The sequence below is a fragment of the Caldimicrobium sp. SLHALR3 genome (genome assembly GCF_058692735.1).
On the sequence record NZ_CP182484.1, the window covers coordinates 858,795 to 874,491 of the forward strand.

General features: G+C 36.4%; 22 protein-coding genes. 19 read left to right on the plus strand and 3 right to left on the minus strand.

The annotated features are described in order from the left end of the window. Positions 1–58 precede the first annotated feature (58 nt). The 5 genes from ACLGLP_RS04545 (at position 59) to ACLGLP_RS04565 (ending at position 3,675) form a co-directional block, all read left to right on the plus strand. Positions 59–667, plus strand: a complete 609-nt coding sequence (locus ACLGLP_RS04545; RefSeq protein ID WP_492112104.1) for an IS607 family transposase — start codon at positions 59–61, stop codon at positions 665–667. Next, positions 636–2,231 carry an IS200/IS605 family accessory protein TnpB-related protein gene (locus ACLGLP_RS04550; protein ID WP_492112105.1) on the plus strand — a complete coding sequence of 532 codons (1,596 nt, stop codon included), beginning with the start codon at positions 636–638 and terminating at the stop codon, positions 2,229–2,231. Before ACLGLP_RS04545 ends, ACLGLP_RS04550 begins: the two co-directional genes overlap by 32 nt. Continuing rightward, positions 2,224–2,541 carry a hypothetical protein gene (locus tag ACLGLP_RS04555; RefSeq protein WP_492112106.1) on the plus strand — a complete coding sequence of 106 codons (318 nt, stop codon included), beginning with the start codon at positions 2,224–2,226 and terminating at the stop codon, positions 2,539–2,541. Before ACLGLP_RS04550 ends, ACLGLP_RS04555 begins: the two co-directional genes overlap by 8 nt. 140 nt (positions 2,542–2,681) lie before the next feature. Then, entirely contained in the window at positions 2,682–3,356 is a 675-nt protein-coding gene (locus ACLGLP_RS04560) for an HAD-IC family P-type ATPase (protein WP_492113728.1), read from the plus strand. Beyond that, positions 3,319–3,675 (plus strand): hypothetical protein, encoded by a 357-nt coding sequence (locus ACLGLP_RS04565; protein ID WP_492112107.1) that lies wholly within the window; start codon positions 3,319–3,321, stop codon positions 3,673–3,675. Before ACLGLP_RS04560 ends, ACLGLP_RS04565 begins: the two co-directional genes overlap by 38 nt. On the opposite strand, the gene ACLGLP_RS04570 is transcribed toward ACLGLP_RS04565, so the two are convergent. Genes ACLGLP_RS04570 through ACLGLP_RS04580 form a run of 3 tightly spaced genes read right to left on the minus strand, consistent with a single transcriptional unit; the run spans position 3,676 to position 6,445 of the window. Next, complete coding sequence (locus ACLGLP_RS04570; RefSeq protein ID WP_492112108.1) at positions 3,676–4,239, minus strand: deoxycytidylate deaminase; 564 nt, start codon at positions 4,237–4,239, stop codon at positions 3,676–3,678. Beyond that, positions 4,229–5,479 carry a serine hydroxymethyltransferase gene (gene glyA / locus ACLGLP_RS04575; protein ID WP_492112109.1) on the minus strand — a complete coding sequence of 417 codons (1,251 nt, stop codon included), beginning with the start codon at positions 5,477–5,479 and terminating at the stop codon, positions 4,229–4,231. The genes ACLGLP_RS04570 and glyA overlap by 11 nt, the downstream gene beginning before the upstream one ends. 48 nt (positions 5,480–5,527) lie before the next feature. Then, positions 5,528–6,445, minus strand: a complete 918-nt coding sequence (locus tag ACLGLP_RS04580) for a glycosyltransferase family 2 protein (RefSeq protein WP_492112110.1) — start codon at positions 6,443–6,445, stop codon at positions 5,528–5,530. 237 nt (positions 6,446–6,682) lie between these two features. Here ACLGLP_RS04580 and rpsL point away from each other — a divergent pair, with 237 nt between their 5' ends. The 14 genes from rpsL (at position 6,683) to rpmC (ending at position 15,694) form a co-directional block, all read left to right on the plus strand. Then, the gene (rpsL, locus tag ACLGLP_RS04585; RefSeq protein WP_492112111.1) at positions 6,683–7,054 is read left to right on the plus strand and encodes a 30S ribosomal protein S12; all 372 of its coding nucleotides are present in this window, start codon (positions 6,683–6,685) and stop codon (positions 7,052–7,054) included. 23 nt (positions 7,055–7,077) lie between these two features. Beyond that, the gene (rpsG, locus tag ACLGLP_RS04590) at positions 7,078–7,551 is read left to right on the plus strand and encodes a 30S ribosomal protein S7 (protein ID WP_492112112.1); all 474 of its coding nucleotides are present in this window, start codon (positions 7,078–7,080) and stop codon (positions 7,549–7,551) included. Positions 7,552–7,640: 89 nt separating this feature from the next. Further along, positions 7,641–9,725 carry an elongation factor G gene (fusA, locus tag ACLGLP_RS04595; RefSeq protein ID WP_492112113.1) on the plus strand — a complete coding sequence of 695 codons (2,085 nt, stop codon included), beginning with the start codon at positions 7,641–7,643 and terminating at the stop codon, positions 9,723–9,725. A gap of 26 nt (positions 9,726–9,751) precedes the next feature. Beyond that, positions 9,752–10,951 carry an elongation factor Tu gene (gene tuf / locus ACLGLP_RS04600; protein ID WP_492112114.1) on the plus strand — a complete coding sequence of 400 codons (1,200 nt, stop codon included), beginning with the start codon at positions 9,752–9,754 and terminating at the stop codon, positions 10,949–10,951. Between the two features lie 22 nt (positions 10,952–10,973). Further along, positions 10,974–11,282, plus strand: a complete 309-nt coding sequence (gene rpsJ, locus ACLGLP_RS04605; RefSeq protein ID WP_492113729.1) for a 30S ribosomal protein S10 — start codon at positions 10,974–10,976, stop codon at positions 11,280–11,282. A gap of 15 nt (positions 11,283–11,297) precedes the next feature. Then, positions 11,298–11,945 carry a 50S ribosomal protein L3 gene (rplC, locus tag ACLGLP_RS04610; protein WP_492112115.1) on the plus strand — a complete coding sequence of 216 codons (648 nt, stop codon included), beginning with the start codon at positions 11,298–11,300 and terminating at the stop codon, positions 11,943–11,945. A 3-nt stretch (positions 11,946–11,948) separates the two neighbouring features. After that, a complete protein-coding gene (gene rplD / locus ACLGLP_RS04615) occupies positions 11,949–12,587 on the plus strand; it encodes a 50S ribosomal protein L4 (RefSeq protein ID WP_492112116.1) in 639 nt (212 codons plus the stop codon). Further along, positions 12,584–12,874 carry a 50S ribosomal protein L23 gene (rplW, locus tag ACLGLP_RS04620; protein WP_492112117.1) on the plus strand — a complete coding sequence of 97 codons (291 nt, stop codon included), beginning with the start codon at positions 12,584–12,586 and terminating at the stop codon, positions 12,872–12,874. The genes rplD and rplW overlap by 4 nt, the downstream gene beginning before the upstream one ends. A 16-nt stretch (positions 12,875–12,890) precedes the next feature. Then, complete coding sequence (rplB, locus tag ACLGLP_RS04625) at positions 12,891–13,712, plus strand: 50S ribosomal protein L2 (RefSeq protein ID WP_492112118.1); 822 nt, start codon at positions 12,891–12,893, stop codon at positions 13,710–13,712. Positions 13,713–13,730: 18 nt separating this feature from the next. Further along, entirely contained in the window at positions 13,731–14,021 is a 291-nt protein-coding gene (gene rpsS / locus ACLGLP_RS04630; protein WP_013909557.1) for a 30S ribosomal protein S19, read from the plus strand. Between the two features lie 13 nt (positions 14,022–14,034). After that, a complete protein-coding gene (rplV, locus tag ACLGLP_RS04635) occupies positions 14,035–14,394 on the plus strand; it encodes a 50S ribosomal protein L22 (protein WP_492112119.1) in 360 nt (119 codons plus the stop codon). A gap of 3 nt (positions 14,395–14,397) precedes the next feature. After that, complete coding sequence (gene rpsC, locus ACLGLP_RS04640; RefSeq protein ID WP_492112120.1) at positions 14,398–15,060, plus strand: 30S ribosomal protein S3; 663 nt, start codon at positions 14,398–14,400, stop codon at positions 15,058–15,060. Between the two features lie 20 nt (positions 15,061–15,080). After that, on the plus strand, positions 15,081–15,497 hold the full coding sequence (gene rplP / locus ACLGLP_RS04645) for a 50S ribosomal protein L16 (RefSeq protein ID WP_492112121.1): 417 nt from the start codon (positions 15,081–15,083) through the stop codon (positions 15,495–15,497). Continuing rightward, positions 15,497–15,694, plus strand: coding sequence for a 50S ribosomal protein L29 (gene rpmC, locus ACLGLP_RS04650; RefSeq protein WP_492112122.1), 198 nt, complete (start codon positions 15,497–15,499; stop codon positions 15,692–15,694). Before rplP ends, rpmC begins: the two co-directional genes overlap by 1 nt. Positions 15,695–15,697: the final 3 nt, after the last annotated feature.

Genomic DNA, 15,697 nt, shown 5'->3' on the forward strand with positions numbered 1-15,697 from the left:
CTGACAACAGTTGATAATTTGTTGATAAAACTGCACAGTTATATTATAATTGTTATCAATGTTATTAACTGCACAAAAAGTAAAAGAGCTTTACGGCATTCACAGGAATACTCTCCTGAACTGGGAAAAAAGAGGACTTCTTAAGTCTATAAAAACACCTGGAGGCAAGAGAAGATACAAAAAGGAAGACATAGAGAAATTACTCGGTATACTTGAAGAAAACCCCAGGCCCAGAGTAGTTCTTTATGCTCGAGTTTCTACGAAAAAGCAGAAAGATTACCTCACTAACCAGATAAGGAGACTTGAAAACTTTGCAAAGTCTAAAGGATGGAACTACGAAGTTATTTCAGAAATAGCAAGCGGAGTAAACGAGAACAGAAGACAGCTCAGAAAGCTTCTTAACATGGTAAAAAGGGGAGAGGTGGAAAAAGTAGTGATTGAATACCCTGATAGACTTGCAAGATTTGGGTATGAGTATCTTAAGTTTTTCTTCGAAAGCTTTGGAGTGGAGTTGATAGTTTTGAATGGTGAGGAAAACGAAGAGGATAGAACTAAAGAACTTGCAGAAGATTTAATAGCAATAGTTACCTCTTTTGCGGCAAGAGTTTACGGTTCACTTGGAGGGAAAAAGCGAAATGATAACGCTATCCTCCCGACTGGGATTTAGAAAGACAAAAGAAGAGGAAGAAGTATCAGAGTTGATGCGAAATTTTTCGTCCTGTATGAGATATGCATACAACAGACTTCTTGAAGGATGGGAAAGAAAAGAACTGAAAAAACATCTGCAATTCATATTTCCCCTCAATTCAAGGTACTGTGACGATGCAATAATGAAAGCTAATGAGTCTTTAAAGAGCTGTAAAGAAAGAGGACAAAATCCAAAGAAGCTTGTATTTGGAGGAAGGAGTCTATTTGAAAAGCTCCACAAAAGGCATTTAACAGGGAAAAGGTTAGAAGAGTTAAAGAGAAAGTGGAAAGAGAAAAGACAGGGGGCAGCATATTCAAGAGGGGATAAAACAAAAAAAGGAAACTTAAACATGAGATTTGTTTTTATAGAGGGAGAGCTATGCTTAAGGATTAATACGGGTAAAGGAAACTACGTATATGCAAAGGTTTACAGAAATGTTCAGAAAGGAAGAGCAGATAGAGACAAGTGGGTTAGTTTTATTGAGAGACTTCTTGTAGGAGAAGCTACAGGAAATTACATTCCTTACTCAGTTGAGCTTAAAAAGAAGAATGGGAAGATTTATGCGTTTGTAAGTTTTGAGGAGAAATTACCAGAAATAGAAATAACGAAAGAGAGTGGAGTTATAGGAATAGACGTAAATGCAAGCCCCTTTCACCTGGCTTATGCAGAAGTAGGTAAGGATGGAAACCTCAAAAGCTATGGAAAGATAAGTTTAGATTGTCTTATAGATAAGAGCAAAGGGGAGAGGGAAATACTTTCCTGGAAAGTAGCTCACAGTATCGTCAACTTAGCCAGAGAAAAGCAAAAAGCAATTGTAATAGAAAATCTCAGAAAAATACCTAAAGGAAGCAGGGGAGACGGAAGAAGGAAACTGAGAAAGAGGTTACAGCAGTTTATCTACAGGGGAATACTTGAGAAGATAGAAGTTCTAGCAAAAAGAAGTGGAATAGAGGTTATCAAAGTAGATCCTGCATTTACTTCAGTAATAGGGGAACTTAAGTATGCTCCACAATACGGCATTGATAAGGACGTGGCAGGAGCATTCGTAATAGGTAGAAGAGGAATGGGATTTAGAGAAGAGATACCTGAAAACTATTTAAAACTTTTAAATAGGAAAGACTTTTTGATGTATTGCTTATACAGGTTGGAAGAGAGAAAAGAAGAATTAAAGGAAAAATTAAGAAAAGAAACCAACAAGTGGAAGCAAAATCCAATAAAAGAAGAGCTTAAGAAAATAAACTTTGATATAAAGATCATAAGGAAAGAAATTGAAAGATTAAAAAGCCCTGAGAGTGATCCGGCTACCCGACATCAGGCCTCTGGAGGGAACAAGCCTGTGAGGGGTTCCGTTGAGGGACAAAAAAGCTGGAGAGTTCTCAGGGCAGTCCTCACCTTCCCTTTCCTTGGGAAGTCTTTTGCAAGAGACTTCTCTCCCCTAAGGCCAGTGCTTATTGAGGGGAAGTGGGAGAGGGTGGTGAAGAGACGAGTTCCTGTACCTGGTGCAGGGACGGCTGCACAGCTCACTAATGTGCAGTTTGGATAACCAGGAATGGGTTGTTGTAAAGGGCGCTCCTCAAGTTATTTTAAAATTATGCGAGGAAGAAAATCATAACGAGGAAATTTTTAAAAAAATAGAAGAATTTGCAGAGAATGGTTTTAGAACACTCGGGGTTGCTTATAAGAAACCTGAAGAAAAAGCCTTCAAATTTATAGGACTTATTCCTCTTTTTAATCCTCCAAGAGAAGATTCTAAAAAAGCTATAGAAATGGCTCAAAGCTATAATGTAGAAATAAAAATGTTAACAGGAGATAACCTTGCTATTGCTAAATATATTTCTCGGATTTTAGGATAGGTGAAAAAATATATAATGCGAAGGAGCTTAAAGGAGAAACCTATCAGGAATATGCTATCCTTGCCGAAGTTATTAGTAAAAGTTTTCTTAAAATTGAAAAAGGTCTCTCTGAAGAAGAAGCTGAGAAAAAAGCAAAAGAGATTGCAAAATTAGTTGAAAAAGAATTAGAACATAGGAAATTGCCTATGGGAATTGTTAAACAACATGAATCGGAAATTATAAAAATTATAGAGGAAGCAAATGGATTTGCAGAGGTTTTTCCAGAGGATAAATATTTTATTGTAGAAAAGTTGCAGAAATCAAAACATATAGTTGGAATGACAGGAGATGGAGTAAATGATGCTCCAGCTTTGAGAAAAGCAGATGTAGGGATAGCAGTTTCAAATGCTACAGATGCAGCAAGAGCTGCAGCCTCACTTATACTTCTTTCTCCAGGATTGATGGTTATTATTAAAGCCATTAAAATAGCCCGACAAATATTTGGTAGAATGGAAAGTTATACCATTTATAGAATAGCTGAAACTATTAGAATAGCAATTTTTATGGTTTTATCTATTATAATTTTCAAATTTTATCCTGTTACATCCATCATGATTATAATCTTAGCTCTCCTTAATGATCTACCTATTCTTACCATTGCTTATGATAATGTAAGTATTTCTAAAAAACCTGTCCGTTGGGATTTATACGAAATAAGTATTATGGCTTTCTGGCTTGGCATAGCTGGAGTTATTTCATCTTTCATTTTATTTATATTAATTAAAAGAATATTGGAATTTGCCTACGGATTTAATACAAAGTATCATATTTACTAAACTGGTAGTTGCAGGTCATGTAACTATTTATAATACACGTATAAAAGACTGGTTTTGGAAAAAACCTTGGCCTTCTTCTATTCTTTGGATAGCAACTTTTAGTACCAGAGTTATAGGAACTATTATAGCAGTTTATGGTTTTGATTTAATTACCCCTATAGGTTGGAAATGGGCTTTATTTGTATGGGGTTATACTATGCCCTGGTTTATTTTTAATGATATGGTCAAAATAGGAATTTTAAAAATGTATAGGAGTAAAAAATTTTTGTTTTCTCCTGAACATTTTACCTGGCTTAGAAAGGAGCTAACCAAAGCTTAATTACTCAGTAGGAGGAAGTCTTCTTTTTGAGGTAGGATAGGGTAAAATTTCCTGCAAAGCTTTTAGTGTTTCTTCTGAAACAGTAATCTGTTTAAAAACCTCTATTTTAGCCTCTTTAATAGCTGTTCTCCAGAACTCATCTCTTTCAAAATCTCTGCTTTCATAATCATATTCGTAATATACTTCCTTAATCCCTGCTGAAGCAAGAAGTTTCAAACATACATAACAGGGGGCAAGAGTGCAGTATATACTTGCTCCTTCTACAGAAATGCCAAATTTAGCAGCCTGAGCAATAGCATTTGCTTCTGCATGGGTAGATCTGCAAAAGTTATATTTGTCTATGTCAGGAATACCCTTTTCTCTTCTAAAACAATATCCCCTTCCTTTATCAGTGCAGTGCCAGGCTCCTGGCATGGGACCATTGTAACCCGTGGCAAGAATTCTCTTGTCTTTTACAATTACAGCTCCTGTAGGACGGGAATTACAACCAGATCGTAAAGCTACTATTTTAGCAATAAGCATAAAGTATTCGTGCCAATCAGGTCTGTGTATTTTATCCCCCATTTTGTCTCTTATAAAAGGGAAATTTTTTACATATTTCCCTTACTTTTTCTCTTATATTTCTTCTTAATTTTTCGTTATCAGGATTTTTAAGAATTTCGCACATGTAACGAGCTACTTCCTCAACTTCAGGCTCTTTAAGACCTCTTGTTGTAATAGCAGGGGTTCCAATTCTTATACCACTTGTAATTTTTGGTGGGCGAGTGTCAAAGGGAATGGCATTTTTATTTACTGTTATTCCTGCTTCTTCTAAAAGTCTTTCTGCCTCAGCTCCAGTAAGCCCTTTTGTAGAAACATCTATTAAAACTAAGTGAGTATCCGTTCCTCCGGAAACAACTCTAAAACCCTCTTCCTTAAAAACATTAGCAATTACCTTGGCATTTTTTACTACCTGTTGTTGATAAGCTTTAAATTCAGGCTGTAAGGCCTCTTTGAAACATACAGCTTTTGCAGCAATAATATTCATATGGGGACCACCCTGGATTCCTGGAAAAACGGTTTTATCAATTAACCTTGCATATACCTCTTTACAAAGAATAAACCCTCCTCTTGGTCCTCTTAAAGTTTTATGGGTAGTAGAGGTTACGAAATCAGCAAAAGGTATAGGAGAAGGATGAATACCTGCAGCAATAAGACCTGCAATATGAGCCATATCAACCATAAAATAAGCTCCCACCTCTTGAGCTATCTTAGAAAAGGCTTCAAAATCTATTATTCTTGGATAGGCACTTGCACCAGCTATAATGAGTTTAGGTTTGTATTCCAAAGCAAGCCTTCTTACCTCTTCATAATCAATGGTTTCTGTTTCTCTTGATACACCGTAATGCACTATTTTATAAAATTTCCCTGAAAAATTTACTCCTGCTCCATGGGAAAGGTGTCCACCATGGGCAAGATTCATAGAAAGAATAGTATCTCCTGGATTTAAGATGGCAAAATAAACTGCCATGTTTGCTTGAGTTCCTGAATGGGGTTGGACATTGGCATGTTCTGCCCCAAAAAGAAGCTTAACTCTTTCAATAGCAAGTTTTTCTACTTCATCTACATTTTCACAGCCTCCATAATAACGAGAAAAGGGATATCCCTCTGCATATTTGTTCATCAAACAAGAGCCCTCAGCCTCCATTATTGCAACATCTGCAAGATTTTCAGAAGCTATCATTTCAAGCTGATACTCCTGTCTATCAATTTCTTTTTGAATTAAACTCCATATTTCTGGATCAACTTCTTTCAAGAGAGACATTTATTATTCCCCCTAAATTTTAAATTTAATTTCAATTTTATCAGAAAATTAAAAAATTTCCTCAACTTTAAAAACTCCTTCTTTTTGAGCCTTATTAAATCTTTCCAAATTTTTCCAAATTATAAAACTTAAACCTGATAAAACAGAAAAAATACCCTCTATAAGAACTAAAAAAGTAGAAAAATCTAAAGCTAAAATAAGAGAAAAGCCTATTAAAAGAAATACGAGAGAAAGATAGAAAAGGTTTTTAAAAATATTTTCAAATTTAACAGGGTCTTTAAGAACAAAGGGTATGGTTAATAATTCTCTTATTACTTCAAATGTTCTTTTAAGTCCATAATGGGTTTTTCCATAAAGTCTTGGTCTATCAATTACAGGAATTTCGCAAACCTCTTCATTTTTCACTCCAAAAAGAGCAGGTATAAAGCGATGAAAACCGTGAGGGATTTGAAATTTTTTAGGTATAAAAGAAATGTAAGCCTTTAGCGAACAGCCATTGTCTCTAACCTTAAGACCTGTTATTAAACTAATGAGCCAATTAGCTATTCGGGAGGGCAAGATCCTTGTTAGAAAAGGTTCCTTTCTTTTAATTCTATAACCCGTAACTACCTTATATCCTTCTTCTAATTTTTTAACAAGATCTTTAATATACTTGGGGTCATTTTGTCCATCTCCATCCATAGTTACAATAATATCCCCTGTAGCATAATGAAAACCTGCTGAAAGTCCAGCAGCCTGCCCTCTATTTTTATCCATATTAAGAATTCTTAAGAAAGGATCAGTTTTTTTAATACTTTTGAGAACCTCTAAAGTATTATCACTACTTCCGTCATTTATAAATAGAATTTCGTATGTATAACCCTGATTTGATAATTCTTCTAAAACTTCTTTTGCCTCTTTATATACTACAGGGATATTTTTTTCTTCATTGTGAACTGGGATTATCAAGGATATCTTCTTTAACATTTTTTAACTCTAATTATTTTAAACCCAAATTAAATTTTTGTATAGAACTTAACCCCCAATTTTAAATTATTTAAATTGCACAAAGCTCTTAACAAATTTTAAAAAAATGATATAATAGTTAAACCTCAATAATTAAAAAATTTAGAAATTTTGAACCCTTGACAATATAGGAAAAAGTAGTATATAAAGGGTTTGCATTTTTAAGAAAAGTTTTTAAAAATTTAAAAGAGGGATAATATGCCAACTATTAACCAATTAGTAAGATTAGGAAGAGGAAAAAAGATTAGGAAATCAAAAGCCCCTGCCTTGCAAGGTTGTCCTCAAAAGAGAGGAGTTTGTGTAAGGGTTTATACCGTAACTCCCAAGAAGCCTAACTCAGCTTTAAGAAAGGTTGCTAGAGTAAGGCTTACTAATGGAATAGAAATTACTGCTTATATACCTGGAATTGGCCATAATTTACAGGAACACTCAGTGGTTTTGGTAAGAGGAGGGCGTGTAAGGGATTTACCTGGTGTAAGATATAAGATTATAAGAGGAGCTCTTGATGCAGCAGGGGTGCAGAACAGAAGAAAATCCCGTTCCAAATATGGAACACCTAAACCTAAATAAAATTGTAAAAGGAGAGAGTTTTTATGCCGCGAAAAGGACCAGTACCTAAAAGAGAAATTCCACCAGATCCCAAGTTTGGAAGTGTTCTTGTAGCTAAGTTTATAAATAACCTTATGAAAGATGGAAAGAAGAATATAGCTCGTAAAATTTTTTATTCAGCTTTGGAGAAACTTAGAGAAAAATCAGGTGGAGAAGACCCTCTAAAGATTTTTGAAAAAGCTGTAGAAAATGTTAAGCCTTTACTTGAAACTCGGACTCGTAGAGTAGGAGGAGCAAATTATCAGGTTCCGGTTGAGGTAAGACCTGAGAGACAGATATCTTTAGCTATAAAATGGATTATTAATGCTGCAAGAGCTCGCCCTGAAAAGACAATGGTTGAAAGATTGGCAAATGAGTTGTGGGATGCATACAATGAAAGAGGAGCAGCTATAAAGAAAAGAGACGATACTCATAGAATGGCAGAATCAAATAGAGTTTTTGCTCACTATCGCTGGTAATTTATTCTTTTAGGAAAATATTAAATATTGGGGAAGAAAAAAGATAATAAATTTTTGTGCTTTTTAAGACTTAGGGATAGGGTGAGAGAATGACACCAGAAGAACTAAAAATTTTGAAAACAACAAGGAATATAGGATTTGTTGCACATATTGATGCTGGAAAAACTACAACCACTGAGAGAGTGCTTTACTATACTGGTAAAACATACAAAATTGGTGAAGTGCACGAAGGAACAGCAACCATGGACTTTTTGCCTCAGGAACAGGAAAGAGGAATTACCATTACTTCTGCTTGTACAACCACATTCTGGAGAGGACACAGAATAAATATTATTGATACTCCAGGACATGTAGATTTTACAATAGAGGTAGAAAGAAGTTTGAGAGTTCTTGATGGGGCAGTAGTGATCTTTTGTGCTGTAGGAGGGGTTGAACCTCAATCAGAAACTGTCTGGAGACAAGCTAACAAATATAAGGTTCCGAGAATAGCTTTTATTAACAAGATGGATAGAATTGGTGCAAATTTTGAAAAGGTTGTTGAACAGATTAAGCAAAGATTAGGAGCAAATCCTGTTCCTTTACAAATTCCGCTTGGACAGGAAAGCGATTTTGAAGGAGTTATCGATTTGATAGAAATGAAAGCCATATACTGGGACGAAGAATCCTTGGGTGTTAAATACTATTTTAAAGAAATTCCGTCAGACTTTAGAGATAAAGCTGAGGAATATAGAGAAAATCTTCTTTCCGCTTTGGCAGATATTAACGATGAGATAATGGAAAAGTATTTAGAAGGAAAGGAAATTAGTTCTGAGGAAATTAAAAAGGCAATAAGAGAGGCAACTATAGGTTTTAAAATAGTTCCTGTACTGTGTGGAGCTGCTTTTAAAAATAAAGGAATTCAGCCCTTACTTGATGCTATAGTAGATTACCTTCCTTCTCCTCTTGATATTCCACCTGTAAAAGGGGTTAATCCAGATACAGGAGAAATTGAAGAAAGACCTACTGATCCTGATGCTCCACTCTCAGCACTTGCCTTTAAAATTATGACTGATCCTTACATAGGGACTTTAACCTTTTTGAGAATTTATTCAGGAAGATTAGAAAGTGGAATGTCAGTTTATAATTCTACTAAAAGAAAAAAAGAAAGAATTGGAAGACTGGTAAGATTACATGCTAACCAAAGAGAAGAAATAACAGGAGCTTTTGCAGGAGACATAGTTGCTGCTATAGGATTGAGAGTAACCACTACAGGTGATACTTTGTGTGATGAGGCTCATCCGATTGAGCTTGAAAAACTTGAAGTTCCTGAACCAGTTATTTCAATAGCTGTAGAACCTAAAACAAAAGCAGATCAAGACAAACTTACCTTAGCTCTTCAAAAGATAGCTATAGAAGATCCATCCTTTAGGGTAACAGTAAATCATGAGACCGGGCAAACTCTTATTTGGGGAATGGGAGAATTGCATTTGGAAATTATTATTGACAGACTCATAAGGGAATTTAAGGTAGGTGTAAATGTAGGTAAACCAGAGGTAGCTTATAAAGAAAGTATTGCCACTTCTGCCGAAGCAGAAGGAAAGTATATTAGGCAAACAGGTGGTAGAGGACAGTATGGACATGTGAAGTTAATAGTTGAACCTAATCCAGGAAAGGGTTTTCAATTTGTTTCTGAGATAGTTGGAGGAGTTATTCCAAAAGAATTTATACCAGCTGTTGAAAAAGGTGTAAGAGAGGCTACCCAAGAGGGGGTTTTAGCTGGTTATCCAGTTATAGATGTTAAAGTGAGACTTGTTGACGGAAGTTATCATGAGGTTGACTCTTCTGATCTTGCCTTTGCTATTGCTGGTTCTTTAGCTTTTAAAGAAGCCTGTAAAAAGGCTTCTCCCTTTTTACTTGAACCCATTATGAAAGTTGAAATAGTTACTCCAGAAGAGTATTTAGGAGATGTTTTAGGTGATATTTCCTCTCGGAGAGGGAAAGTAGAAAGTATGGATTTAAAAGGTAATGCAAGGGTTATCATAGCTTATGTTCCGCTTGGAGAAATGTTTGGATATGCGACAACTTTAAGATCCTTAACCCAAGGAAGAGGAACATTTATTATGCAATTTTCCCACTATGAAAAAGTGCCAGCTAATTTAGCAGAACAGATTATAAAAAAAGCTAAAGGAATATAAAATAAAAATAATAGGAGGAAAGGGAGATGGCAAAGGCTAAATTTGAGAGGAAAAAGCCTCATGTGAATGTAGGTACTATAGGGCATATTGATCATGGGAAGACTACGCTGACGAGTGCGATAACGAGGGTATTATCAACGAAGGGGTTAGCGAATTGGGTTCCTTTTGAGGAGATAGACAAGGCACCTGAGGAGAAGGCAAGGGGTATAACGATACAGCTTGCGCATATTGAGTATGAGAGTGAGAAGAGGCATTATGCGCATATAGATTGTCCTGGACATGCGGACTACATTAAGAACATGATAACAGGGGCTGCGCAGATGGATGGTGCTATACTTGTTGTTGCGGCAACTGATGGACCTATGCCTCAGACGAGGGAGCATGTGCTTTTGGCAAGGCAGGTTAATGTGCCGGCGATAGTTGTATTTATGAATAAGATAGACATGGTGGATGATCCTGAGTTACTTGATCTTGTTGAGCTTGAGGTTAGGGAGTTATTGACGAAGTATGGATTTCCTGGAGATGAGGTGCCGGTTATTAGGGGTAGTGCATTGAAGGCGCTTGAGTGTGGGTGTGGGAAGGAGGAATGTCAGTGGTGCGGACCGATATGGCAGTTAGTTAAGGCTATGGATGAGTACATACCTGAGCCTGTGAGGGATATAGACAAGCCATTTTTGATGCCGATAGAGGATGTATTTAGTATAAGTGGTAGAGGGACTGTTGTAACTGGGAAGGTAGAGAGGGGAGTACTTAAGCCTGGGGATGAGGTTGAGGTAGTTGGGTTAAGGCCTACGATAAAGACGGTAGCGACAAGTATTGAGATGTTTAGGAAGATACTTGATGAGGCGTTACCTGGTGATAATATAGGGATACTTTTGAGGGGAGTGGGTAAGGATGATGTGGAGAGGGGTCAGGTTGTAGCGAAGCCTGGTAGTATAAAGCCGCATACTAAGTTTAAGGCTGAGGTATATGTGTTGAAGAAGGAGGAGGGTGGGAGGCATACACCGTTTTTTAGTGGGTATAGACCGCAGTTTTATTTTAGGACGACAGATGTTACGGGGGTAGTGAAGTTACCTGATGGGGTTGAGATGGTTATGCCTGGGGATAATGTTGAGTTAGAGGTTGAGTTAATAAAGCCTGTTGCATTGGAGGAGGGGTTGAGATTTGCGATAAGAGAGGGAGGGAGAACAGTTGGAGCTGGAGTTGTTACAAAAATAATAGAATAAGGGGTGTGAGGTTTTAAATATGATACCTGCACAGAGGATAAGAATAAAATTAAAAAGTTTTGATCATAGAATACTTGATAAGTCGGTAATGAGTATTGTAAATACAGCTAAAGAAACAGGAGCTAAAGTAATTGGACCTATTCCACTTCCCACAAAAATAAGCAGGTGGACTGTATTAAGATCTCCCCATATTGACAAAAACTCAAGAGAACAATTTGAAATTAGGGTCCACAAAAGACTTATTGAGATATTAGAACCTACTCAACAGACTATAGATGCTTTAATGCAATTAGAGTTACCTGCTGGAGTAGAGGTAGAAATAAAGGTATAAAAGGGAGTGATGAAGATGAAACTTGAGGGTTTAATTGGAAAAAAGTTAGGAATGACGAGAATATTTGACGAAGAAGGAAATGCTATTCCTGTTACGGTATTGCAGGTAGGTCCTTGTGCGGTGGTTCAAGTTAAAACGGTAGAAAAAGATGGATATAATGCAGTACAGTTAGGATTTGAACCTAAAAAACTTACAAAATGTACTATGCCCATGATAGGGCATTTTCTCAAAGCAGGTTTAGATACAGGGTTTTACATTTTAAGGGAGTTTAGAATAGAAGATCCTTCGGAATTTAAACCAGGACAATACATATCTCTCTCTGATTTAGCTATAGAAAAGGGTATAAAGGTTGATGTAACTGGCACTTCCAAGGGAAGAGGTTTTACTGGTTGTATTAAGAGATGGAATTTTTCGAGACAGCCTATGAGCCATGGTGCTAAACAGGTTCATCGCAAAAGGGGTTCAAGTGGTGCAAATACTTTTCCTGGAAGAGTTATAAAAGGGAAAAAAATGCCTGGACACTATGGGAATGAGACAGTTACAATTAAAAATTTAACAGTAGTTGATATAATTCCAGAAAAAAATTTACTTTTGGTTAAAGGTGCTGTTCCTGGATGGAATAATGGATATGTAATGGTTTATTTCAAAGAAAAGAGGAGTTAAAAAATGGAGGCTATAAAAGCAAAGCTAATTGATGCTTCAGCAAAAGTAATTGGTGAAATAGAGTTACCTTCAGATCTATATGGAGTTACTCCTAAGGTAGGGATTTTACATGAGGTCGTTAGATGGCAGATGGCAAGATGGAGAGCAGGAACAGCTTCAACTAAAACAAGAGGGGAAGTAAGAGGAGGGGGTAGAAAGCCCTGGCCTCAGAAACATACAGGAAGAGCAAGGCAAGGATCTATAAGAGCGCCTCAGTGGGTAGGAGGAGGAGTGGTTCATGGTCCTAAGCCAAGAAGTTATGAATTTAAGTTGAATAAAAAAGTAAGAAGACTTGGTTTGAAAATGGCTTTATCTTCAAGAGCTTTAGCAAACAGAATTTATGTAGCAGAAGAATTTCCTGTTAAAGATAAACCTAAGACTAAAGTTTTAAAAGGATTTTTAGAAAATTTAGGTATAAATGATGCATTGATAGTGGTTCCTGAAAGAAATCTTGTTTTAGAAAAGAGTGCAGACAACTTACCAAAAGTTAAAGTGCTTGCAGTTGAAGGATTAAATGTTTATGATATTTTAAATCACCAAAATTTAATTTTGGCAAAGGATGCTTTGGTAAAAATAGAGGAGCGTTTAAGGAGAGAAAAATGAAAGACCCGAGAACGATAATTTTGGCACCAATTATTACTGAAAAGTCTATGTATTTAAAAGAGAAGTATAATCAGGTTTGTTTTTGGGTGGATCCTTCTGCCAATAAAATTGAGATTAAAAAGGCAGTGGAAGATCTTTTTAAGGTTAAGGTGATAGATGTGCAGACAATTAGGGTAAAGGGAAAACCCAAGGGAGGTTTTAGAAATCCTGGAAGAACATCAATAAGAAAGAAGGCAATTGTAAGACTTGCAGAAGGACAAACTATAGAATTTTTTGAAACCTTATAAATAAGGGGTGAATAAAATGCCTATTAAAAAGTTTAAGCCTACCTCACCTGGCAGAAGATTTATGACCTGTTTAGTTGATCCGGAGCTTGCTAAAAAAGAACCTGAAAAGAGTTTGGTTGAGCCTTTAAAAAAGACAGGTGGTAGAAATAACTATGGAAGAATTACGGTAAGGTTTAGAGGAGGTGGGCACAAAAGACTTTATCGTATTATTGATTTTAAGAGAGACAAGGACAACATTCCAGCAAAGGTTATAGCATTGGAGTATGATCCCAATAGATCAGCAAACATTGCTTTACTTCAATATGCAGATGGGGAAAAAAGATATATTTTAGCTCCTCATGGTTTGAAGGTTGGCGATGTTGTTATGTCAGGAGAAAATGTAGAAATAAAAGTAGGGAATGCTTTACCTTTAAAGAATATTCCTGTAGGAACTATGGTTCACAATGTTGAGCTAAGACCTAAAAAGGGAGGGCAGATTGCTCGTGCTGCCGGTTCTTTTGCTCAGATACTTGGTAAGGAAGGAGATTATGTAATATTAAGACTTCCCTCTGGCGAAATAAGAATGATTCATGGAGATTGTAGAGCAACTATTGGGCAGGTGGGGAATTTAGAGTGGGAAAACATAACCATTGGTAAAGCGGGAAGATCAAGGTGGCTTGGTAGAAGACCGCATGTAAGAGGAGTGGCAATGAATCCGGTTGATCATCCCTTAGGTGGTGGAGAAGGTAGGTCTCACGGAGGGAGACATCCTTGTTCACCCTGGGGTTGGTTGTGTAAGGGTGTTAAAACTCGTAAAAAGAAACCTTCTGATAAGTTTATTATAAAGAGAAGAAAGTAATTTTGGGGGTGAATTTTAATGCCAAGATCAAAAAAGAAAGGTCCTTTTGTAGATGAACACCTTTTGAAAAAGGTTTTAAAAGCAAAGGAAACAGGTGATAAAAAACCAATAAAAACTTGGAGCAGACGCTCAACTATCATTCCTGAAATGGTTGGATTGACCTTTGCAGTCCATAATGGACACAAATTTATACCTGTTTATGTAACTGAAAATATGGTAGGTCATAAATTAGGAGAATTTGCACCTACCAGAACATATAAAGGGCATCCTGCAGATAAAGGTAGAGTTAAAGGGGTAAAGAAAAAATAAAGGGGTTTAAAAAATGAAGGCTCGTGCTACAGCTAAATATGTTTTGATTTCTCCTTATAAAGCAAGACTGGTAATTGATTTAATAAGAGGTAAAAAGGTAGATGAGGCTTTAGATATTTTGCGGTTTACACCTAAAAAGGCTGCAAGAATAATCAAGAAAGTTTTAGAAAGTGCTATTGCTAATGCAGAAAATAATTACGGAATGGATGTTGATAAGCTTTATGTGAGTGAAGCCTATGTTAATGAAGGACCCCGTTTGAAAAGAATATGGCCAAGAGCTTGGGGTAGAGCAAGTAGAATATTGAGAAGGATGAGTCACATTACCATAGTTGTTGAGGAAAAAGAAACAGACAAAAAGAAAGGGAGGGGGTAAGTCTTGGGTCAGAAAGTTAATCCAATAGGATTAAGAATTGGCATTATTAAAACTTGGGATTCTCGTTGGTTTGCTAAGCCTTCGGAATTTGCAAAATATGTGTATGAAGATTATTTAATAAGAAAATACTTAAAAGAGAATTATTATCATGCGGGGATAGCAAGAATTGAAATAGAAAGGGCATCTAACAAGGTAAGAATAATTGTACATTCAGCTCGTCCAGGAATTATAATAGGTAAAAAAGGTGCAGAAATTGAAAAGATAAAAAGGGAATTGTCCGACCTTCTGAAAAATAAAGAAATTGAAGTTTTCGTTAATGAAGTTAGAAGACCAGAATTGGAAGCACAACTTGTTGCAGAAAATATTGCCACCCAGATTGAAAGAAGAGTTTCTTTTAGAAGGGCGATGAAAAGAGCGGTAACTCTGGTGATGAGGTTTGGAGCTCAAGGGGTTAAGGTTCAATGTTCAGGAAGATTAGGAGGAGTTGAAATTGCAAGAAGTGAATGGTATAGAGTTGGTAGAGTTCCCCTTTCAACCTTAAGAGCTGATATTGATTATGGATTTGCAGAAGCTATTACGAAGTATGGAAGTATTGGAGTAAAGGTTTGGATATTTAAAGGAGAAGTATTACCTGAAAAGGGAGAGCAAGAAAGAATTGTAATATAAAAAGTTAAAGAGGTGAGAAGATGTTACTTCAGCCTAAAAAGACAAAATATAGGAAACAGCAAAAAGGTAGAGTTAGAGGAAAGGCTACCTGTGGGTATACTCTGGAATTTGGAGAATATGGATTAAAGGTATTGGAAGGAGGTTGGCTTACAGCTCAACAATTAGAAGCCGGGCGTGTTGCCATTGTAAGAACAGCTAAAAAGGGTGCTAAATTATGGATTAGAGTTTTTCCAGACAAACCTATAACCAAAAAACCTGCGGAAACCCGTATGGGTAAGGGGAAAGGACCAGTAGAAGGTTGGGTGGCGGTTGTTAAACCAGGTAAGATAATTTATGAAATTGCTGGAGTTCCTGAAGAGGTTGCGAGAGAAGCTCTTAGACTTGCAGCAAGTAAGCTTCCTTTTAAATGTAAGATTGTTAGCAGGGAGGAATTTTAATGAAAGCCCGTGAATTAAGAGAACTCTCTATACCAGAGTTAAAAGAAAAGCTGTCCCAATTAAGAGAGGAATTGCTAAATTTAAGATTTCAAAAAACCATTCATAAATTAGAAAATCCTATGAGAATTAGGCAGGTAAAAAGAGATATTGCAAGAATATTAACGATTTTAAGAGAAAAGGAGCTTAATATTAGATAGATT